Genomic DNA, 22387 nt, shown 5'->3' with positions numbered 1-22387 from the left:
TTTAGCTGTTTTATAGAGACTTCAGTGTACCCTTAGGTAGCACAGCAGTAACAAAATCTTTCTTGATTACAACTTCATTGTTCGCGTTAAGCTCAATTGAGATGTAGTCGTTATCTTCAGCGATTTTAGTGATTTTACCCACTAGGCCACCGCTAGTAATAACTTCATCACCTTTGCCCATTGCAGCCATAAGATTCTTATGCTCTTTTACACGCTTAGCTTGTGGGCGGTAAATCATGAAGTAAAAGATTACTGCGAACATACCTAGCATGATAATCATTTCGAAACCACCACCTGCTGGTCCACCTTCTGCTGCTGCGTGAGCTTGAGAAATAAACATTAAGACGTCCTCTATATATATTTTGTGTTAATTCAATGTAATTGGGGATCACCCCTTCATTTTCAAGTCTTATACCAAGTGTATTCAGGCTGAAAACAAAAGGGTTTTGTAATTATTCGTTACCGAGTGGCGGCGCAGAGCGATCACGACGTGCGTAAAACTCTTCTACAAAGCTATCAAATCGATCTTCATCAATCGCCAAGCGAATGCTTTCCATTAAACGTTGGTAATAACGCAAGTTATGAATCGTATTTAATCGCGCACCTAGAATTTCGTTACAACGGTCTAGGTGATGTAAATATGACTTTGAATAATTCTGGCAAGTGTAACAGTCACAGTGCGGATCTAGTGGTGTTGTATCGGTTTTATGTTTCGCATTACGGATCTTGATCACACCTCCAGTCACAAATAGGTGGCCGTTACGTGCATTTCGCGTAGGCATTACACAATCGAACATGTCAATTCCGCGACGAACGCCTTCAACTAGGTCTTCTGGTTTGCCCACGCCCATTAGGTAACGAGGCTTATCTTCAGGAAGTTGAGGACAGGTATGCTCAAGAACGCGGTGCATATCTTCTTTTGGTTCGCCTACTGCTAAGCCACCAACAGCGTAGCCGTCAAAACCGATGTCAGTCAGTGCTTTTACCGATACGTCACGAAGGTCTTCGTAAACGCCACCTTGAACAATACCAAACAGAGAGTTTGGATTCTCTTGGCGATCAAATTCATTGCGGCTACGGTCTGCCCATCGAACTGAACGCTCCATTGAGATACGCGCTTCATCGTGCGTTGCAGGGTATGGCGTACATTCGTCAAAAATCATCACAACGTCAGAGCCAAGATCGTATTGGATTTGCATTGATTTCTCTGCATCCATAAAGACCTTGTCGCCGTTTACTGGGCTACGGAAGTGAACACCTTCTTCAGTGATTTTACGTGTCTTACCAAGGCTAAATACTTGGAAGCCGCCTGAATCAGTCAGGATAGGACCTTTCCAGTTCATGAAGTCATGCAAATCACCGTGTAATTTCATGATTTCTTGACCCGGACGTAGCCAAAGGTGGAACGTGTTACCAAGAAGAATTTCAGCACCCGTGTCTTTTACTTCTTCCGGTGTCATACCTTTAACCGTACCGTAGGTACCAACAGGCATGAATGCAGGTGTTTCAACCGTGCCACGTTCGAATTGCAGTTGGCCACGACGCGCGTTACCGTTAGTTTTTTTCAGTTCGTACTTTAATCTCACGAGAACTCCAATTTGCCAGAAAAACAGTCTGACTATTATTGATGGGCTTTCACCCTACGAGAGCGGTCGCGATTCCTTGCGAAGTAAGAGCTAAGCTCTTTCTCTAGCCTACTGCTAGCACTCGTTAATCTAAATTTTAAAACTTGGTTTAAGCTGTCTTTTTGTTGATGAACATGGCATCGCCATAGCTAAAGAAGCGGTACTCACCTTCTACAGCGCGCTTATACGCAGCCATGGTGTTGTCATAACCTGCAAAAGCACTCACTAACATAATCAGCGTGGACTCTGGCAGGTGAAAATTAGTCACGAGGCAATCCACGAGTTGATACTCGTAGCCTGGGAAGATAAATATTTCAGTATCGCCAAAGAAAGGAACAAGGTCAGTGCCTTTTTTCACAGCGTCTTGCGCAGCGCTTTCTAATGAACGAACCGAAGTAGTACCGACGGCAATAATACGTCCACCGCGTGCTTTCGTTTCAGCAATAGCATCAACCACTTCTTGCGGTACTTCTACGTACTCTGCATGCATGTGGTGATCATTGATGTTGTCGACTTTTACTGGCTGGAACGTACCCGCTCCAACGTGTAATGTAACGTAAGCAAACTCAACGCCTTTCTCTTTAATCTGCGCTAAAATCCCATCATCAAAGTGCAGGCCCGCTGTTGGCGCAGCTACCGCACCCGGCTTCTCATTATATACCGTTTGGTAACGTTCTTTATCGGCATCTTCATCTGGGCGGTCGATATAAGGCGGCAATGGCATGTGGCCAACATCGTTTAATATATCGAGTACCGATTTTTCATCGTTAAACTGGATTTCAAATAGCGCATCATGACGAGCGACCATTTCCGCTTGATACTCATCATTCTCACCAAGGAACAGTTTTGTCCCTGGCTTAGGTGATTTTGAGCAGCGAACATGCGCAAGAATGCTTTTTTCATCCAGCATACGCTCAACAAGTACTTCTAACTTACCACCCGATTCTTTACGGCCGAAAAGGCGCGCTGGGATCACTCGGGTATTATTAAATACCATCAAATCCCCTGGCTTAACCAGATCGAGTACATCTTTAAATGAACGGTCATTAAGTTCACCATTCATGCCATCTAAATGCAGAAGGCGGCTTGCTGTACGCTCAGCTGTTGGGTAGCGAGCAATCAGTTCATCAGGGAGTTCAAAGTGAAAATCAGAAACTTGCATGTTAATCGTCTTATCTAGTGAAAATCCGCGCTCATAAATAGAGCCGTCAGCGAAAACATTTACCATCATTGAGAAGCTAAGCTATCAATAAAAAACAAAGCTATCAGCGATGGTTTTTTCGCAGCCGAACAGTATAGATTCCTTAGATTTAATAGCAAGTTTTGTCGCGTCTATAGCAAATTTTTTAGGCTATATGCATCAAAAATAACATAGGTCAAAGTTAGCGCCGATTCTTAGAAAAATACGCGGCAAAACGAACTAGCTCCCAACTAAATTCTAGAAAAAAAACTATAGTCATAAGGTACAGCTAATAAGCAGGAGGCGAATATGATTAAAGTCGAAGACATGATGACCCGTAACCCTCATACACTGTTACGCTCTCATACGCTGGCTGATGCAAAAAACATGATGGAGGCGCTTGATATTCGCCATATTCCAGTTGTCGATGCAGAAAGAAAACTACTGGGTATTATCACTCAGCGTGATGTACTTGCAGCGCAAGAATCGAGCTTACAAAAAGTACCGAGCGATCAGTCTTACACCCTAACAACACCACTGGATGACGTAATGCACACCAGTATCATGACGGTGTCACCGTGTGCAGGATTAAAGGAAAGTGCTAAGTATATGCAAAAGCATAAAGTTGGTTGCTTACCTATCGTAGAAAACAGCGAACTTGTCGGGATCATCACCGACAGTGATTTCGTTTCTATCGCAATTAACTTGCTTGAACTTCAAGAAGAGATTGAGCCTGAAGAGGTCGAGTAGCCCCCCGACTTATTGCTGCCATATTATCGCAAGATGAATGGCGGCAAAGTTCCTTAATTAAGTATTCACTATAGAAGCAGCCATAAGCAATTGTTGCCTAAACCATCGGTGGGCAGCTTCATTGCTACGTGAACCATGCCATAACATATACAAATCAATTTTATTCGGAATGAAATCTATTGTAAGCACCTTTACATCAAACGTGTCTACATAACGATGAGCAATAGAGCGAGTTGTAATTGAGATCAAGTCTGTTTTTGCAACAATCGGCATTGAATCCAAAATACCCGCTACTTTCCAAGCCACTTGGCGCTTATTTAAAACGGCTTGATTTAATGTTTCCAGAAAGCCTGACTGGTTAGCTGTTTGAGAGTGCGTGACGTGCTTTTCCACTAAAAACTGCTGCTCAGAAATAGAGTGATGAATCCTCGGGTGATCGCTTCTTACCACCACAACCAACTCCTCTTCAAACAATTGAGTGCTTTTTAATGATGGATATAAATGAGGGTAAGACGTTAACAGCAAGTCATAATTCTGAAACCGTAAATCTGTAATAAGGTCTTTACCAGACAGAGGGTGCACCTCAACACTACTGTTAGGCGCCTGTTTAGCCATAATAGTTGAGAGTTCTGGCAAAATATTCGACCCTGCGACACTGATACTGCATATAGAGAATATTCGCTCACTCTCTTTCGCTCGAAACTCTCGTTTGCCAGGTAAGGTTACCTCCGCCCTATTCACCGCCTCTGCCAGATTTGGATATATTTCAACCGCCAATGCGCTCGGTTTTACTCCACTAGCAGAGCGAATAAACAGTGAGTCTTCATAAAGGTCTCGTAATTTGTTTAATGATTGACTGACCGCAGACTGTGTAATATCGAGCCGTTTCGCAGCAGACGATAAACTTCCCTCTTCAAATACAGCGACAAAGACAGGAAATAACGAAAAATATGAGTGTTTCAAGTTTTCAAAACCTTCGTTGATATAAGTCTAATAGTGAGAGCCATAAGCCCAACCTTTCAAATATAAGTATATCTAATAGTCATTATAAACACACTTATAGTTATATCATTTATCTTTGCCTACGTTAATCAAACTAATCCAATTTGAAGGCATATTATGAAAAAGACTTTACTCGCAACAGCATTGTTAGCCACCACGTTAAGTCCAATAAGTTTAGCAATGAGCTCTCCTGATGCTGTACAACAGTTACAGTCACAAGACCGTTTTTCTAATGTAGAAGTAACAATCCCAACGCTTTCTCATGATTACTACCTAGGTGAAGGGTCAAACGCAACTCATTACTGGCACGGTGAAAACCGCGATACAAAGTGGATTCCAACCAATAAGCAATTTACTGTCACTGAAAGTGCCGATAATACTGTAAATCCTAACCTTCTTGCTCACTCGAAAAAGATGGATGCTGGAATATTTGTTATCAAAGACAAATTCTTTAAGCTCTATGGCTACGGCTTAACCTCAGCAACCATAGTTGAAGGGGATGATTCTCTTATCGTCTTAGATCCGATGGAATCAGCAGACAAAATGCGTGAAGCGATTGCCGATTTCCGTGACGTTACTGGAATCACAAAGCCTGTCTCGGCAGTACTTTACTCGCACTGGCACGTTGATCACTACGGCGGCGTACGCGGTATCGATAAATTTACTGACGACGTGAAAATCATTGCTCACGACAGTTTCATGAAAACACTTGCAGCAGGTTCTGCTGGTGGTCTCGGTCCTGCTATTGGTACCCGAGTCGATTACTCGTTAGGTACCCTACTTGAAGTTGAAGAAGCAGGAAGAGTTAACGGTGGTTTAGGTACTGATTTTTATATCAAAGAGCTGACCCTAATCCGCCCTAACACTCTTGTTGAAGGCCATTGGGGAGAGCTAGAGATAAACATAGCTGGAGTGGACATGGTGATTAAGCACATCCCATCAGAAGCATCAGATGAGATTGTTGTTCACTTTAAAGAACAAGATGTGTTGTGGGCTGCAGAAGTCATTCAAGGTGAGTCTTTCCCTAACCTACACACTATTCGTGGCACTCGTTACCGCGACCCACAAAACTGGTTCCCTGGTATTGATGTATTACGCGAGCTAGATGCTGACATTATGATGACGTCACATGGCCGCCCTGTTATTGGTGCTGAGCACGTAGCTGATACTTTAACGGCTTACCGTGATGCTATTCAGTTCACCTATGACCAATCCATCAAAGCAATTAATAACGGTGCGACACAAGAAGATCTTATTCGTGATATTAAACTTCCAGAACACTTAAAAAATCACCCATGGCTTGGGGACTACTACGGTTCAATCCGTCACTCTGCTAAGCAAATCTTTGTTGGTGAGTTAGGTTGGTTTGATGGTGACCCTACAACACTAAACCCACTGCATTCAACTGACTCTTCAGTACGTTATGTCGACCTTATGGGTGGAAAAGATAACGTGATGAAGTTTGCTACCGACGCGTGTAATAGCGGCGAATTCCAATGGTGTGCAGAACTTGCTACTCATGCTATCCGAGTCGATTTCGATGATATGGAGCCACGTAACCTAAAAGCATTTGCTTTACGTGAATTAGGCTATCGTGAATCAAACATCAACTGGCGTAATTGGTACATAACTTCTGCACAAGAGCTTGATGGAACGCTTGACCGTAGTAAGAAAATTGACCTTGGTTCTCCAGACTTACTGGCTGCTTTTTCTCCTGAAATTCTAGTCAATGGTCTACGCTTCTCAGTTAACGCAGAGCGTACCATAAATGATCATTATACGATTTCATTTGATTTTGGTGAAGAAACTCATGCTCTTGAAGTACGTAATGGTCTAGCACAATTTCATGCAAACTATGAAGGCGAAGCGACAACGGTTAACTTAAGCAAGAATGTATTTGTTGGCGTACTTATGGGGAAAGTTGATTTCGTAGATGCTGTTGCGAAAGGACTGATCACAATTGAAGGTGAGCCGAGTCTAGTGCCTAAATTCTTTGGCTCGCTAGACAAACCAGCACAAGGTTATAACACCACACTACGTTAATACTAAGTGTCTATATTGGCTGCCTTTTGGGGTAGCCAATTATTGAGGTATACAATGATTAAGCGTACTCTATTTACCATCCTTACCATGCTCTCTTTTCAAGTGGTGGGTTGTGATGCTGATGGTGTTTTCCATATACCCGTCGTCAATGAAGATGCATTTCTGCTGGCTTTAGAGCAAGGAAATAAAGCTACTAAGGCCACCAATAATCAACCAATACCGTTCCAACTTGAAGAGTTGAAGACCTTGGTCAAAACAAGCAATGAAAAAGAGCTTTTCTCTCAAGCGGCAAGAGAGGGGAAAAAACAATTTTGCCACTACCATGATATTGAATGGGTATGCCATCGAGTTTCACTTTACTAGTGCCCTCGGTAGACTCAAAAAAAAGAGCAGCCTAGGCTGCTCAAATAGTGTTGCTTCTTTATTATAATGACGTTTTATAGTGGATTAGGGTTTGGTCTATAGACCAACTTTATTCGTTATTTAAACTGCTCTTCTTCCGTTGAACCAGTTAGCGCTGTCACCGACGAGTTACCGCCTTGAATCGTATTGGTCATACGGTCAAAGTAACCAGTACCTACTTCTTGTTGGTGAGCCACGAAGGTATAGCCTTTATCTGCCGCTTCAAACTCAGGGCGCTGTACTTTCTCAACATAGTGACGCATACCTTCACCTTGTGCGTAAGCATGAGCCAAATCGAACATGTTGTACCACATGTTATGAATGCCTGCTAACGTGATGAATTGGTACTTGTAACCCATATCCGCAAGCTCTTGTTGGAACTTAGCAATCGTTTCTGAATCTAGGTTTTTCTCCCAGTTGAACGAAGGTGAACAGTTATAGGCTAGCAGTTGATCTGGGTATTCTGCATGAATCGCTTCAGCAAACTTACGCGCTTCTTCCAAGCATGGTTTTGCTGTTTCACACCAGATTAAATCGGCATACGGTGCGTAAGCTAGACCGCGAGAGATCGCTTGATTGATACCTGCATCTACTTTGTAGAAACCTTCAGCTGTGCGCTCACCTTGGATGAAGTCGCTATCATACGGGTCACAATCCGACGTCAGTAGGTCAGCAGCGTTCGCATCGGTACGCGCAATAACCAGTGTTGTTGTTCCCGCTACATCAGCAGCCAGACGAGCAGCCGTTAGTTTTTGTACCGCTTCTTGTGTCGGAACCAGTACTTTTCCGCCCATGTGGCCACATTTTTTCACTGACGCCAGTTGGTCTTCAAAGTGAACACCCGCCGCACCAGATTCAATCATGTTTTTCATCAGCTCATAAGCGTTCAATACACCGCCAAAACCGGCTTCAGCATCAGCAACGATTGGTAGGAAGTAATCAAGACCAGCTTCATCTTGTGGTGTTATTCCCGCTGCCCATTGAATTTGATCCGCACGACGGAACGAGTTGTTTATACGCTTAACGACTGAAGGCACTGAATCTACTGGATAAAGAGATTGGTCTGGGTACATAGTCGATGCAGTGTTGTTGTCTGCCGCTACCTGCCAACCTGATAGGTAAATCGCTTCAATACCCGCCTTAGCTTGTTGAACCGCTTGTCCACCAGTCAATGCACCTAAACAGTTCACATAACCTTTTTTGGAATCACCATTGACCAATGACCACAGTTTATCCGCACCGCGTTGTGCAAGCGTATTAGCAGGGACTACTGAACCACGAAGATCAACCACCTCTTCCGCAGTGTAAGTACGCTTAACATTGTTCCAGCGTGGATTAGTTGCCCAGTCTTTTTCTAGAGCTTCGATTTGTTGGCGTCGAGTTAATGTCATGGTGTTTCCCTCTTAGGTAGTGCGCTGTGTGTTTACTCTCTGGTGAACGACATGCGCATTGGTCTTCCATTTCATAGCAGTGCTTAATCTTTACGGTAAGCTACTCTGCGTCTGAAGGTTGATTTCACGTTATTGGTTTTTCTAGTTAATCTTGTTCAAGTTTTACTTAGTCCAAGTAGTCATAACCTGGAACTGTTAAGAAATCGGTCAGCTCATCACTGGTGGTCAGTTTGGCCATCAATTTAGCGGCTTCATCAAAACGTCCACTGCTGAATCTGTCTTCTCCCAACTCTTGCTTCACTACTTCAATTTCTTCAGTCAGGTATTGTTCAAACAAAGCTTTGGTGACCGTTTGTCCGTTATCTAAATCTTTACCGTGTTTGATCCATTGCCATATTGAAGCACGAGATATTTCAGCGGTTGCTGCATCTTCCATCATTCCGTAGATAGGGACACAGCCATTGCCTGAGATCCAAGCTTCAATGTATTGCAAAGCAACACGGATGTTATGACGCATCCCTTGCTCTGTTCGCTCTCCGGAACACGGCTCTAATAATTCTTTAGCGGTAATTGGTACATCGTCGCTTCGAGAAATATCGAGCTGATTGATACGCTCACCAAACGTGGCATCGAATACAGCAAGTGCTGTGTCAGCAAGGCCCGGATGCGCCACCCAAGTACCGTCGTGTCCATTGTTCGCTTCAAGCGACTTATCGTGTTGGATCTTATCGAGTACTTGTTGGTTCGCGACCGGATCTTTTGCAGGGATGAAGGCGGCCATACCTCCCATTGCAAAAGCACCTCGCTGATGACAGGTTCTAACTAGCAGTCTTGAATAAGCGTTTAAGAAAGACTTCTCCATTGTCACAACTTGTCTATCTGGCAAGATGCGATCTGGGTAATTTTTGAGTGTTTTGATGTAGCTGAAGATGTAATCCCAGCGGCCACAGTTAAGACCCACGATATGCTCTTTCATCGCGAAAAGAATTTCATTCATCTCAAACACAGCCGGTAATGTTTCAATCAATACTGTTGCTTTGATGGTTCCCGTATCGAGACCAAAATACTCTTCCGTAAAGTGGAATACGTCGCTCCACCACTTCGCTTCAAAGTGAGACTGAAGCTTTGGAATATAGAAATAAGGGCCACTGCCTTTTGCTAATAACGTTTTGTAGTTATTAAAGAAATACAGTGCAAAATCGAACAAGGCTCCAGGGATAACCTCTTGATTATAAGTAACGTGTTTCTCTTTCAAGTGCAGACCACGTACTCGGCAGATCAGTGTTGCGGGATCCTCCGTCAATTGGTAATGCTTGCCATTGTTTGGATTGGTATAGCTAATCGTGCCGTTAATCGCATCACGTAGGTTAACCTGTCCATCAAGCACTTTCCCCCACGCGGGTGACATCGAATCTTCAAAGTCGGCCATAAATACTTTTACGTTAGCATTCAGAGCGTTGATCACCATCTTACGGTCGGTTGGGCCCGTAATCTCCACTCGACGATCTTGCAAGTCGTTGGGAATACCAAGTATTTTCCAGCTACCTTCTCGGATATCTTGCGTATCCTCTTGAAAGTCGGGCAGTTCACCTTGGTCGATTTTTTGCTGACGCTGTTGGCGAGCAACAAGCAAATTATCAACTCTCTTGGCGAACTTCCCACACAACTCAGATAAAAGGGCTTGGGCTCCAACAGGGAATATAGCTTGATGTTCTGGTGAAATTTCACCAACAACCTCAAGTTGCTCTTTAGCTTTACCTGTTGTTTTACTATCTATCGTATTATCTGAAATTGGTGCAAACATAACTCTCTTCCTTAGAACTATCTTCATTCAGCATAAAGCTATCTAGGTAACCAAACGCAACTTTTGTAACTATAAAACCACAAAATGACATCCTAACTATTTTTGGGTTTTCTTATGTTTTGTTGTTTCTTGTCTATACCTTCACCTACTAAGAAACGATTTTCAAGACCCTACAAACTAGACATAAGTCTTAACTTCCCTTGTAGATTCCATACTTAACTTACATCAAACAACCATATAGCAACAGCTCCAAAGTTAACAAAAAGTTAAATTCAAAGTTTTATTCCGTTTGAAACAAGTGATTGATTTACACCCTAAACACGTAAGTTATTACGTAATTTAATTACGTAAAATTTTGTACCAAAACTAATTTCAAACAAGCGTATGAAAATCATTAGTGGGGGCATAAGCCTTGATATATAAGCTTACCGAGAGCGAAGTGAGTGATAATTAAACACTGAGCAGTGTTTGATATGTAAAATTTACATTGTGAAGTTTTACAATGTTATGAAAGGTTCAGAAAGAAAAGCCTGTGAAATTTTACAAGTTAAAGTTAACTAACAGCATAAAATGCTAAAAAGCACACTAAAATCAGTGTGCTTTTATGTGATACAGATGAAAAAAGAAGCTACGACCAAACTCTATAGTAGGTCAGAAACTACATCCGCTAACTGATTAAATGTCGTCGTTCGAGATGAACTTGGTCGCCAAACTAAACCGATATTTCGATACGCTTGCTGACCAGGGGGATCAATAACGACTAAATTCTGGTTTTCAAGTAACCCATGATCAATCGCCATTTGTGGAATAAAGGTGGTTCCAAGACCGTTGGCCACCATTTGAACGAGGGTATGTAAGCTTGTCGCGCTAAATGGGTTTATCTTCTCTTTATCAGTCAGCTTACATGCAGAAACGGCGTGCTCTGTTAAACAGTGCTCTTTCTCTAGTAGGAAGACCGATTCATCCGGTAAATCATCGTAGCGAATAGGAACTCGAATAGCATCAGCTTGATTGCGACTTATAACCATTCTAAATGGATCTTGCCCTACTATTTTACTGTGCATTCCATCAATATCGACGGGCAATGCAAGAATAAGTACATCTAACTCACCATGACGAAGAGCAGCCAAAAGGTTCGTTGTAGTGTCTTCTCTTAATAGTAAATTAAGATGAGGAAAGCTTCTATTCGCCTCTTGTACCAAATCACATAATAAGAAAGGCGCAATGGTAGGAATACAGCCTACTTTTAGTTGCCCTTGCATTTTATCACCATGACATACATGACCAAGCTCAACTAAGTCCTGCCCTTTGGCGAGTAACTCTCGCCCATGCGTTACCACCAGCTCTCCAGCTTGGGTAAAGACTAAAGGACTTTTCTTGTCTTTCTTTTCATATAAAGGACAACCGATAAGCTCTTCTAGATTTTGAATTCCTTTACTCAGTGTCGATTGGCTAACAAAACACTTGTCCGCCGCATCACTAAAGTGACGAGTTTCGTGCAAAGTAACAAGGTAGTGTAACTGCTTTAAGCTAGGCCATTTATTCATAATGTAATCAATAAGTTTTTGGGTTTCATTGAGGGAGGCAATCGATCAAGTTCCATCGCTTTTTTCGATTAACTTAATCTATTTAATTCGCTTTTTTCTATAGTAACTTTTGTACTATAGTTTGTCGCGTAGAAACGACAGCCCAAACAAAGATGTTTGGACATCAACTTTTTAGGAGATTCAAAATGGTACTAGTAGGACGTCAAGCCCCTGACTTTACAGCTGCAGCAGTTCTTGGTAACGGTGAAATCGTAGATAACTTCAACTTTGCTGAATTTACTAAAGGTAAAAAAGCAGTTGTATTCTTCTACCCACTAGACTTCACATTCGTTTGTCCTTCAGAGCTAATCGCTTTTGATAACCGTCTAGCTGATTTCCAAGCTAAAGGCGTTGAAGTAATCGGCGTTTCAATCGATTCTCAATTCTCTCACAACGCATGGCGTAACACTGCTATCGAAGATGGCGGTATCGGTCAAGTTAAGTACCCACTAGTTGCTGACGTTAAGCACGAAATCTGTAAAGCATACGATGTTGAGCACCCAGAAGCAGGCGTTGCTTTCCGTGGTTCTTTCCTAATCGATACAGACGGCCTTGTACGTCACCAAGTAGTTAACGATCTTCCACTAGGTCGTAACATCGACGAAATGCTACGCATGGTAGACGCACTAAACTTCCACGAGAAGAATGGTGAAGTTTGTCCTGCACAATGGGAAGAAGGCAAAGCAGGTATGGACGCTTCACCAACAGGTGTTGCTGCGTTCCTATCTGAGCACGCTGACGACCTAAGCAAGTAATATTGCTAGGTTCCTTAATTATTAAGAGTGTAGCTAGCTACAAGATCAATAATTAGGGAAAACACCCGCGCTCAAACGGGTGATATGGTTGGACTCTCTATAAAGAGAACATATAAAGCTAAAAGCTATAGCGCAAAGCGCACGCCAATCAGTTATAAGTAAAGTCTTAATTAAAACCCGAAGTCCTGCTTCGGGTTTTCTTTTATCTGAAAACAAACTCAACTCACACCTATACCCAAAATAATTGGAGTTGCAGTTAACAAAGCTGCACCTTCAAGTACGACGGGTATATTTCTTATTGGACGAACATATCTCCAATAAGACAAGACATATCGGTTTACAGACTTTCTCTGCTTTAGGGCTTTCAACTCAGTAAACCTCTCACTATGATGGACTACATCAAATTTAGAGCTAAGGCTGATTCTTGGTTCAAACAATTAAACGCATGGAGATAACTATGGCTAACTTTGCAATTGCCTTTGGTACAGCAACAAAAAATCGTGATGGAAAAATCATTGAAGCATTCTTCCCAAGCCCTGTACTAAACCCAAGTGACGCACTAATCAATGCTGTTACAGCTGTCTCTGATTACGAGCAAGGTAATGAAGCTGTTGAAGTTTCTTCTGAGCAGTGCGTTGAACTTGCAACGGCATTCGCAGCAAGTGGCGATATCGCTAATGCGTCATTTGCTGAAAAAGCTGTTTCTTCAGAGCAGCCACTGGTTCTTGTTGTTCTAGCAACGGATGAAAAACCTCAGTCAGTTGCTGAAGGCTTCCTAAAGCTACAGCTTATTTCTAATCGCCTAGTTCAGCCACACGGCACAGTACTAGACGGTATTTTTGGTCTACTGCACAACATCGCATGGACTAACGAAGGCCCTATTGATCTTCCTGAATTGGCTGAGCGTCAAATCGAAGCTCGCCTAGCAGGTCTCGCTCTAAGTGTTGATTGCGTAGATAAGTTCCCGAAAATGGTTGATTACGTTGTACCAACAGGTATTCGTATTGCAGACACTTCACGCGTACGCCTTGGCGCTCACGTGGGTGAAGGAACAACGGTTATGCACGAAGGTTTCATCAACTTCAATGCAGGTACTAAAGGTGTCAGCATGGTTGAAGGCCGTGTATCTGCAGGTGTTGTAGTCGGTAACGGTTCTGATATTGGTGGTGGTGCTTCTATCATGGGTACGCTATCTGGCGGCGGTACTATGGTTATCTCTATCGGCGAAAACTGCCTACTTGGCGCAAACGCTGGTCTTGGTTTCCCGATGGGCGATCGTTGTACGGTTGAGTCTGGTCTTTACGTTACGGCAGGCACAAAAGTTCGCATGCTAGATAAAGAAGGCAATGAAGTCGAGATCATTAAAGCTCGCGACCTTGCTGGCGTATCTGACCTACTGTTCCGTCGCAACTCTGTAACGGGTCAGATTGAATGTCTTGCAAACAAATCAGCGGTTGAGCTTAACTCTGAGCTTCACAGCAACAACTAATTAGCCATAGCCTAATTAGAACTCACAGAATAACTATGACAAGCAGCCTCTTTTGAGGCTGTTTTTGTTTATATGTCTCACTACTTTCAACTGCTCCCCACCATTTATATCGAACAAGCTTTCCTCACTTGCGTATCTTCTTCACAAATTGACACCTCATCTCGTCATACCAGTTGGCTAATTTCACTTTCAGCGTTAACTTATCGCCCTATCATCACAGCCCAAAACTAATCAACAAACAGCAAAATGTACAAATCATTACGCTCATTGTTACTAAATCTAATCTCATTCGATCTGTTTTTTAATAAAACCTGCGTCATTTAACATACCAGTTGCGAAAAATTAACAAAAGCACGCGCAAACACTCACTTTTAACGCTCGTTTATGTTCGTAAAGATTTAAATATGCAAAATACGATTCTGATAACGAACATAAAACGCAAACGAACAAAAACAAAGATAAACATCGCTCAAGAACGAGCATAGATAATAAAGGAGTCTTTAAATGGCCAATAACAAACACCCTTCCCTTTTTGGCGAGTGCATCGCTGAATTCATTGGTACAGGTCTACTGATCTTTTTTGGTGTAGGCTGTGTCGCCGCTTTGGTCCTCACTGGTGCCGAGTTTGGTCAGTGGGAAATAAGTATCATGTGGGGTCTTGGCGTTGCTATTGCAATTTATTGCACAGCGGGCGTTTCAGGGGCACACATAAACCCAGCAGTAACCATTGCTCTGGCTGCATTTCATGGCTTTGATAAGGCGAAGGTGATTCCTTACATCATTGCTCAGATGCTAGGTGCATTTTGTTCTGCTGCTCTGGTTTACGGCCTATATAGCAACCTATTTACAGACTACGAAATCGCTCATAACTTTGTACGTAGTAGCCAAGACGCATTGGCAACTGCCGGAATATTCTCAACTTACCCACACGCTTCACTCTCTTTTCTTGGTGCATTTTCTGTGGAGTTTGTCATTACAGCCGTATTGATGTTTGCTATTTTGGCGCTTGGCGATGAAAACAATGGAGCACCACGCGGAGCTATGAACCCACTGCTCATCGGAATTCTCATTGCAGTCATTGGTGGTTCACTAGGGCCACTTACCGGTTTTGCTATGAACCCTGCTCGTGATTTTGCTCCCAAGCTGTTTGCTTACTTCGCTGGTTGGGATTACGCGCTAACAGGTGCGAAAGACATTCCTTACTTCATCGTTCCAATCTTAGGGCCTATCGCTGGCGCCTGCTTTGGCGGTTGGTTGTACCCGAAAGTGATTTCAGCTTACTTACCAGTACAAGGTCAAGGCTGCACTATCCCAAATCAGTGCGACAACGAAGGTGTAGCAGAAAAAGCTAACGCATAATTTATTGATACCCGAACATCAACTAAAATATAAATAACACTAAAAGGATTCTTACCATGACTGAGCAAAAGTACATTGTGGCTCTAGACCAAGGAACAACCAGCTCTCGCGCCGTAATTCTCGATCATGATGCGAACATTGTCAGCGTATCACAACGTGAATTTACTCAAATCTACCCACAAGCAGGATGGGTAGAACATGATCCGCTAGAAATTTGGGCAACTCAGAGCTCTACACTAGTTGAGGTGTTGGGAAAATCAGGTATTAGCAGCGATCAGATCGCAGGCATTGGTATTACTAACCAGCGTGAAACCACCATTGTTTGGAATAAAGAGACAGGGAAACCTGTCTATAATGCGATTGTGTGGCAGTGTCGTCGTACCGCCGATATTTGTGAAGATTTAAAAAAGCGTGGCCTTGAAGATTACGTTCGTGACAACACCGGTTTGGTTCTAGATCCATACTTCTCAGGCACCAAAGTGAAATGGATTTTAGATAACGTTGAAGGGGCTCGTGAAGATGCAGAAGCGGGCAAGCTGCTCTTTGGCACTGTCGATACATGGCTAGTTTGGAAGATGACACAAGGGCGTGTTCACGTCACCGATTACACCAATGCATCTCGCACAATGCTATTTAATATCAACACATTAGAGTGGGATCAGAAAATGCTCAATGAGCTGACTATTCCTGCATCCATGATGCCAGAAGTAAGACGCTCATCAGAGATATACGGCAAAACTAATATTGGTGGTAAGGGCGGAACACGTATCCCTATTGCCGGTATTGCAGGCGACCAGCAAGCTGCACTTTATGGGCAGATGTGTGTTGAAGCGGGCCAGGCGAAAAACACTTACGGGACAGGCTGTTTCTTACTGATGAATACTGGCCAAGAGAAGGTGACTTCGAAGAACGGTCTACTGACAACCTTAGCATGTGGGCCAAAAGGTGAACCAGCTTATGCTCTAGAAGGTGCTGTATTCATGGGTGGCGCGTCTATTCAATGGCTTCGTGATGAAATGAAGCTTCTTGCCGATGCTAAAGACTCTGAATACTTTGCCACTAAGGTTGATTCATCTAACGGTGTTTATGTTGTTCCAGCCTTTACCGGTCTAGGCGCGCCATACTGGGATGCTTACGCTCGCGGTACAATTGTTGGCCTGACACGTGGTGTAAATTCAAATCATATTATTCGTGCGACGTTAGAAGGTATTGCTTACCAAACGCGTGATGTGCTCGATGCAATGCAAGCAGATTCAGGTATCAAATTATCAGCATTACGTGTTGATGGTGGTGCAGTAGCGAATAACTTCCTAATGCAGTTCCAGTCTGACGTATTAGATACCGACGTTCACCGCCCAGAAGTTACCGAAGTAACAGCACTTGGCGCTGCTTACCTAGCCGGTCTAGCTGTTGGTTTTTGGAACAGCGTTGATGAGCTAAAAGATAAAGCGGTATTGGATCGCAGCTTCACCGCTCACCATGATGAAGAGAAGCGTGAACGACGCTATAAAGGTTGGAAGCGTGCAGTAAAATGTGCTCAAACCTGGGCAGAGTTGCGCGATAACGAAGATTAATCATTCGTTTGGATCAAAAAGAGTGCGTTCTTCGCGCTCTTTTTTGTGTCTTGAGCCCTACTACCATTAATACATCCTTCTCAGCACCCTCTCTTTAACGCACAATAGCCCTAATTAGATTCTCGATTGCGTTTCCGAACGCGTATTCAGGGTATTAGGGAGTAATAGGTGAAACAAATACCAAGACATCAACAAATTATTGAGCTGGTCTTAAAACAGGGATATGTGAGTACAGACGAGCTAGTAGAACAATTTAATGTCAGTCCTCAAACCATCAGACGCGATCTTAATGAACTTGCTGATGAAAATAAGATTCGACGCTACCATGGTGGGGCGACCGTACCACTAAGCTCAGAAAACACCTCATATAACACACGTAAAGAGACCAACTTTAACGAAAAAGATGTGATTGCCGAAGAACTCGTCAAACATATACCCGATGGTGCAACGCTGTTTATCGATATTGGTACGACACCAGAGTCCGTTGCTCGCGCTCTGAATAAAAACCACAAACAGCTGCGTGTTGTCACCAATAACATTAACGTGGCGAGTATCTTATTACCAAACCCCGAATTTAAAGTAATTCTCGCCGGTGGTGAAGTTCGTAACCGAGATGGTGGTATTGTTGGTGAAGCAACCTTAGATTTTGTAAAACAGTTTCGTTTGGATTTTGGTATTTTGGGGATCAGCGGCATTGATTACGATGGCTCACTGCTTGATTTTGACTACCACGAAGTGCGTGTTAAGCAAGCAATCATTGATAACAGTCGCAGTGTATTTTTAGCGGTCGACCACACCAAGTTTGGTCGAAATGCGATGGTTAAACTGGGTAATATTGCTCAGCTTGATATGCTATTTACCGATAAACAGCCACCTAAAGAGATCACTGCAATCCTTAAAGAGCACTCCATTCCTGTCCAAGTCATCAATCAAGAGCTTATCGCTAGCTAATTTCGAACGCACTCACCAATACCCTTTCAAAACCTCTAGCTATTCGACTAGAGGTTTTTTTATGTTCAAATCACAAAAAACGCTCATAAACGAAAATATTTAATGACCAATAACGAAAGCTAGGCTACGATTGTTTCACGTTCATAAATGCTCGTTCGCTCACGAAGAGGTCCAATACATGAGTATCCAACAAACAACCACAGCTGCTAACACGTCCACAACATTAGACTTACTCGTTATTGGTGGCGGAATTAATGGCGCAGGAATCGCCGCAGATGCAGCAGGGCGTGGATTGTCAGTCGGTCTATATGAAGCTAATGATTTTGCATCAGCCACTTCCTCAGCCAGTTCTAAATTAATCCATGGTGGCTTACGTTACCTTGAGCATTATGAGTTTCGTCTAGTATCAGAAGCGTTAGCTGAGCGAGAGGTCATATTAAGAAAAGCGCCACATGTTGCGCTACCAATGCGCTTTCGACTGCCACACAGACCATTTTTGCGCCCTGCATGGATGATTCGTTGTGGCCTCTTTCTTTACGACAATCTAGGTCGTCGAACTACCCTACCTGGAAGTAAAACGGTTAATTTAGCAGAATCTGGTTTACTCAAGCCTGAAATGAAAAAGGGTTTTGAGTATTCAGACTGCTGGGTCGACGATGCGCGGTTAGTGCTCTTAAATGTGTTGGCAGCAAAGGAGAACGATGCTGAAGTTCGTAATTACTGCAAAGTTGAATCCGCTAAAAGAATAGATGGAATCTGGCATGTCACTATTCATGACGTAACAACAGACCAACGCTTTGAGCGCAAAGCCAAGGCACTTGTGAACGCAGCTGGGCCATGGGTAAAACAATTCTTTGATGATGGCTTAGAGCAAACATCGCCGCGCAACATTCGTTTGATCAAAGGCTCACATATTGTTGTTCCACGCATTCACAACGAACCACAAGCGTATATTCTACAAAACAAAGATAACCGTATTGTGTTTGCTATTCCTTATCTTGATAAGTTCTCGATCATTGGCACTACCGATATGGAATACAAAGGTGATCCGCGCGATGTTTCAATTTCCGAGCAAGAAGTCGATTACTTAATCGATATTGTTAACCAACACTTTGTCGATCAACTATCACGTGAAGACGTCGTCTGGACATACAGCGGTGTAAGACCTCTTTGTGATGATGAGTCAGACTCACCACAAGCGATCACCCGAGACTACACGCTTGAACTTGAAGCGAAAAACAGCCAAGCCCCACTGCTTTCTGTATTCGGTGGCAAGCTGACGACTTATCGAAAACTTGGCGAAGCAGCGCTTAAAAAATTGAGCCCTTATTTACCGAATATGGGCAAAGAGTGGACAGCAACGAATACGCTTCCGGGCGGAAACTTCAGTTGCAGCAGAGAGCAATTAGCTAATACGATTCATACTAAGTATCCATTACTATCAGAAGCTTTAATTCTTCGTTATGTGACTCAATTTGGCACAGATACATGGAATCTATTAGAAAACATCGTTAATGAAGCTGATCTGGGAATCCAGTTCGCTTTAGGTAAAGAAGGTGCACATGGTGTCTATCAACGTGAACTCGATTACTTAATTGAACACGAGCTTGCTGTCACAGCAGAAGACATTTTATGGCGTCGAACCAAGTTAGGTTTATACCTCAACGAGCAACAACAACAAGCGATCGCTGATTATGTGAAAGAAAAGCTTGAGAAAAAAGTCGTTAACTTATCGCAAGTTGGTTAACGAAATCAAAGTAAGATAGCTCAGCTATTCGCAAGTTTGATTCTTTAACGACAGAAACAATAAAGGCTTGGTAAGCTCTAATCGATAGAGTTATCCAAGCCTTTGCTTTTCTGAATCACTTCCTATACAGCAGGCTTGTTATCCAGGATGACCATCAACTCTTGGGCTAATCAGCATCTTACCAAAGAAGCTGATATACATAACAAACGCCAATATCCAGAGCCCACCACTGATATTCACTATCATCATTAAATGAGCGGGGAAGAAGGTCACACCTAAGCTTCGTATTAATGCTGCCAAAACCAATGCAATGAACGCAATGCTCATATTTGGTCCTTGATAAATCGCGCGCCCTGTATGTCCCATGGTGACACGAGCGATCATCGCTAGAATCACTCCAGCTAACGCACCAATTGCAAACAAATGGATGAGATTATGATTCGCAAATGGGTTTTGTAAAACACCGCGTAAAATCAAGCTTAAAGGTAAGCACAAGTACGCGACATGCAGTGACCATACAAGTGGTTCGCTTAATGTTAACCATGGCTTCCAGCGAATGAATCGGGCAAGTTGGCCAAGTCCACCAATAAGCATTAACGGCTGACCTAATTGAGCGAAAGTGACTGGGAAAAAACTAAGAATGAATAGACCAACCAACGGAAGGTTTGCCACCCAGTCTAGCCAAACAAGTGGCTGCGCTTTTTCAAAATTAAAGCGCCTTGCGGTAAAGAATGGGATAACACGGCCACCCATTACAGAAAGTAAAATAGCAAACCACCATAGCATAGCCTGCCACACCGCAGACGAAGGGAATGGAGGAAGGCCTTTGATCGTGGCGTAACTCGCAAAGTTAGCGACAATGGCCAAGATAAACAGCGGTATAAAGAAAAGGTTTTTCCACCCTTTGGCTTTGACTACGCGAGTCGCTATCTCATAGGCTGTAAACGCTAAAAATAGCCCTTCAATACTCGACACTAACCAAAGCGGCGCAGGCGTCCAAAATAGAATTCTAGGCAGTAACCAAAGCAAGACTAATATCGCTAATCGATGATGTTTTGTGCCATTTATACCAGTCCAATTTTGAACTGCGGTTAATACGAACCCCACGACAATCGCCATTGCAAACCCAAACAACATTTCATGTACGTGCCACCATAACGCAGGAACACTGAGAGCTTCCGGTTGGCCTGTTTGAAACATCCATACCCACAATGCAATGGCAAGCACTGCGTAAATGCTCCCTAGTAAAAAGAAAGGACGGAAACCTAAACGTAAATAAGCGGGGATCGCTTCTTCAACTTTTTTATCGGTAATATTAAGCAAATCAACTCCTAAACCACTTTCTAATCCAACGAGGAAACAAAGTGCGAATAATGATAACTAGTCTTAGATTGCATTTTTCGAGCCAAAACAAAAACAACCAAATATCAAATAGATAACACCATAAAGAAGTCATAATGACACAATAAATACATGTCAATAAGACACAAAAGCGTCACACTATGCGTATGATATTTGACCTTATTAGAAAAGAAATGTTAGTTTTAGTGTACCGCTAGGATCAATGTATAACGAAGGGAAATGTATGTATATATTTGGCTATGGCAGCTTAATGAATTCAGCCTCAAGGAAGTTAACAGGGCAAACTGGCGCGACTATCCCCGTCAATGTACGCGGATTAGTTAGATATTGGGGCAAGATTGATGACAGCTACACGCTTTCACCTCTGGTTGTTAACGAAGGTGAAGGGCAAGTAAATGGTGTACTGCTCAAGATTGATGAGCACACATTAGCTGATTTTGATCGTCGCGAGCGCGGCTATCACCGAATTAAGATCAGTGCCCTACAAGTAGACGTAGACTATTCACGTGCCAATGGAACCATACTCAAAGATGACGCCGTCATTTGGGTTTACGTGAAAAATGAGCCAGAGCCACCCTGTACATTAAGCCCAATCATGCAGTCTTACGTAGACACCGTATTAGCAGGTTGCCTCGAAGTCTCCGAAAGCTTTGCCGAGCACTTCATTGAAAATACCGTTGGTTGGAACTTCCCATTCGAAAACGATCGTGATTCACCTAAGTATGGCAACGTGGCCGGAGTTGAGCCCTCTCACCATCAAACGATTGATTCGTTGTTAGAGACGGTTCGCTAATTCGTAGTCACCAATGAATGTCCGCAGGCTTACGGCGGACATTTTTACTCTGATTTCTTTTGAGCAATTGATCTCAATGTCGTTAAACGATACGAACCCCTGCAGACATTGCGCGCTCAGGCGTCAGTAATACACTCTCTGACTCGTCATCCGTTTCCGCGCAAAGCAGCATGCATTCTGATGTTTCACCACGCATTTTTGCTTTCGCAAGATTACACAAAACCACTACCTGCTTACCAAGTAGCTCTTCTTCAGTGTAATAAGGCACCAGACTTGTGACTGTCTGTAAGCTTTTCTCACCCACGTCTATTTGTACAATATAAAGCTTGTCTGCATTTTGGTGGCGGGTCACTTCCGTTATTTTTCCAACTCGAATCTCAAGTTTAGCGAAGTCACCGTAAGCGATCGTTTCCATCATTAATACCTTTAGTAAATTTTAGTAAAAACACAACGTTTACACTATCAGTAATCTTCGTGTTTTCAAGTGGTAAAGATCGCATTTATACAAGTCAATTTAATCGATGATTGCCTTATTTACACTCAAGGTGTTAAATGTGCGAAGGATAAAAATGAG

The 22387-nt window shown here is 43.0% G+C and carries 19 protein-coding genes; 10 read left to right on the top strand and 9 right to left on the bottom strand.

Annotation, left to right across the window (positions count from 1 at the left end; genetic code table 11):
* Positions 1 to 10: 10 nt before the first annotated feature.
* The 3 genes from yajC to queA all read right to left on the bottom strand — a co-directional run bounded on the left by yajC (position 11) and on the right by queA (position 2787).
* Complete coding sequence (gene yajC / locus L4C54_RS14340; RefSeq protein ID WP_428801002.1) at positions 11 to 340, bottom strand: preprotein translocase subunit YajC; 330 nt, start codon at positions 338 to 340, stop codon at positions 11 to 13.
* A 112-nt stretch (positions 341 to 452) separates the two neighbouring features.
* The gene (gene tgt, locus L4C54_RS14335) at positions 453 to 1586 is read right to left on the bottom strand and encodes a tRNA guanosine(34) transglycosylase Tgt (protein WP_428801003.1); all 1134 of its coding nucleotides are present in this window, start codon (positions 1584 to 1586) and stop codon (positions 453 to 455) included.
* 148 nt (positions 1587 to 1734) lie between these two features.
* Positions 1735 to 2787, bottom strand: a complete 1053-nt coding sequence (gene queA / locus L4C54_RS14330) for a tRNA preQ1(34) S-adenosylmethionine ribosyltransferase-isomerase QueA (RefSeq protein ID WP_428808813.1) — start codon at positions 2785 to 2787, stop codon at positions 1735 to 1737.
* 327 nt (positions 2788 to 3114) lie between these two features.
* Here queA and L4C54_RS14325 point away from each other — a divergent pair, with 327 nt between their 5' ends.
* Positions 3115 to 3555 (top strand): CBS domain-containing protein, encoded by a 441-nt coding sequence (locus L4C54_RS14325; protein ID WP_428808720.1) that lies wholly within the window; start codon positions 3115 to 3117, stop codon positions 3553 to 3555.
* Positions 3556 to 3612: 57 nt separating this feature from the next.
* Here the strand turns inward: L4C54_RS14325 and L4C54_RS14320 are convergent, their stop codons facing one another.
* Positions 3613 to 4518, bottom strand: a complete 906-nt coding sequence (locus L4C54_RS14320) for a LysR family transcriptional regulator (RefSeq protein ID WP_428808719.1) — start codon at positions 4516 to 4518, stop codon at positions 3613 to 3615.
* 156 nt (positions 4519 to 4674) lie between these two features.
* Here L4C54_RS14320 and L4C54_RS14315 point away from each other — a divergent pair, with 156 nt between their 5' ends.
* Entirely contained in the window at positions 4675 to 6600 is a 1926-nt protein-coding gene (locus tag L4C54_RS14315; RefSeq protein WP_428808718.1) for an alkyl/aryl-sulfatase, read from the top strand.
* 54 nt (positions 6601 to 6654) lie between these two features.
* The gene (locus L4C54_RS14310; RefSeq protein WP_428808717.1) at positions 6655 to 6963 is read left to right on the top strand and encodes a hypothetical protein; all 309 of its coding nucleotides are present in this window, start codon (positions 6655 to 6657) and stop codon (positions 6961 to 6963) included.
* A gap of 116 nt (positions 6964 to 7079) precedes the next feature.
* On the opposite strand, the gene aceA is transcribed toward L4C54_RS14310, so the two are convergent.
* The 3 genes from aceA to L4C54_RS14295 all read right to left on the bottom strand — a co-directional run bounded on the left by aceA (position 7080) and on the right by L4C54_RS14295 (position 11744).
* Entirely contained in the window at positions 7080 to 8393 is a 1314-nt protein-coding gene (gene aceA, locus L4C54_RS14305) for an isocitrate lyase (RefSeq protein ID WP_428801007.1), read from the bottom strand.
* Positions 8394 to 8559: 166 nt separating this feature from the next.
* Positions 8560 to 10197 (bottom strand): malate synthase A, encoded by a 1638-nt coding sequence (gene aceB / locus L4C54_RS14300; protein WP_428808716.1) that lies wholly within the window; start codon positions 10195 to 10197, stop codon positions 8560 to 8562.
* A gap of 641 nt (positions 10198 to 10838) precedes the next feature.
* Entirely contained in the window at positions 10839 to 11744 is a 906-nt protein-coding gene (locus tag L4C54_RS14295) for a hydrogen peroxide-inducible genes activator (RefSeq protein WP_428808715.1), read from the bottom strand.
* A gap of 185 nt (positions 11745 to 11929) precedes the next feature.
* On the opposite strand from L4C54_RS14295, the gene L4C54_RS14290 reads away from it, so the two are divergent.
* The 6 genes from L4C54_RS14290 (at position 11930) to glpD (ending at position 19658) form a co-directional block, all read left to right on the top strand.
* Positions 11930 to 12538: a peroxiredoxin C gene (locus L4C54_RS14290; protein ID WP_428801010.1), complete on the top strand. Its 609-nt coding sequence runs from the start codon at positions 11930 to 11932 to the stop codon at positions 12536 to 12538.
* A gap of 457 nt (positions 12539 to 12995) precedes the next feature.
* The gene (gene dapD / locus L4C54_RS14285; RefSeq protein ID WP_428808714.1) at positions 12996 to 14027 is read left to right on the top strand and encodes a 2,3,4,5-tetrahydropyridine-2,6-dicarboxylate N-succinyltransferase; all 1032 of its coding nucleotides are present in this window, start codon (positions 12996 to 12998) and stop codon (positions 14025 to 14027) included.
* A 504-nt stretch (positions 14028 to 14531) separates the two neighbouring features.
* Positions 14532 to 15386: an MIP/aquaporin family protein gene (locus L4C54_RS14280; RefSeq protein WP_428808713.1), complete on the top strand. Its 855-nt coding sequence runs from the start codon at positions 14532 to 14534 to the stop codon at positions 15384 to 15386.
* Between the two features lie 56 nt (positions 15387 to 15442).
* Positions 15443 to 16960, top strand: a complete 1518-nt coding sequence (glpK, locus tag L4C54_RS14275) for a glycerol kinase GlpK (RefSeq protein WP_428808712.1) — start codon at positions 15443 to 15445, stop codon at positions 16958 to 16960.
* Between the two features lie 168 nt (positions 16961 to 17128).
* Complete coding sequence (locus tag L4C54_RS14270; RefSeq protein ID WP_428808711.1) at positions 17129 to 17911, top strand: DeoR/GlpR family transcriptional regulator; 783 nt, start codon at positions 17129 to 17131, stop codon at positions 17909 to 17911.
* A 178-nt stretch (positions 17912 to 18089) separates the two neighbouring features.
* A complete protein-coding gene (glpD, locus tag L4C54_RS14265; RefSeq protein ID WP_428808710.1) occupies positions 18090 to 19658 on the top strand; it encodes a glycerol-3-phosphate dehydrogenase in 1569 nt (522 codons plus the stop codon).
* Positions 19659 to 19796: 138 nt separating this feature from the next.
* On the opposite strand, the gene L4C54_RS14260 is transcribed toward glpD, so the two are convergent.
* The gene (locus L4C54_RS14260; RefSeq protein ID WP_428808709.1) at positions 19797 to 20981 is read right to left on the bottom strand and encodes an NnrS family protein; all 1185 of its coding nucleotides are present in this window, start codon (positions 20979 to 20981) and stop codon (positions 19797 to 19799) included.
* A gap of 262 nt (positions 20982 to 21243) precedes the next feature.
* On the opposite strand from L4C54_RS14260, the gene L4C54_RS14255 reads away from it, so the two are divergent.
* A complete protein-coding gene (locus L4C54_RS14255) occupies positions 21244 to 21813 on the top strand; it encodes a gamma-glutamylcyclotransferase family protein (protein ID WP_428808708.1) in 570 nt (189 codons plus the stop codon).
* Between the two features lie 82 nt (positions 21814 to 21895).
* On the opposite strand, the gene L4C54_RS14250 is transcribed toward L4C54_RS14255, so the two are convergent.
* Entirely contained in the window at positions 21896 to 22228 is a 333-nt protein-coding gene (locus tag L4C54_RS14250) for a tRNA-binding protein (protein WP_428808812.1), read from the bottom strand.
* Positions 22229 to 22387: the final 159 nt, after the last annotated feature.

Source organism: Vibrio lamellibrachiae (assembly GCF_050337265.1).
In the GTDB taxonomy this organism is placed as follows: Bacteria; Pseudomonadota; Gammaproteobacteria; order Enterobacterales; family Vibrionaceae; genus Vibrio; species Vibrio kyushuensis.
Note: the sequence above shows the minus strand (reverse complement) of the source record. Positions and strands in the feature narration are given on the sequence as shown.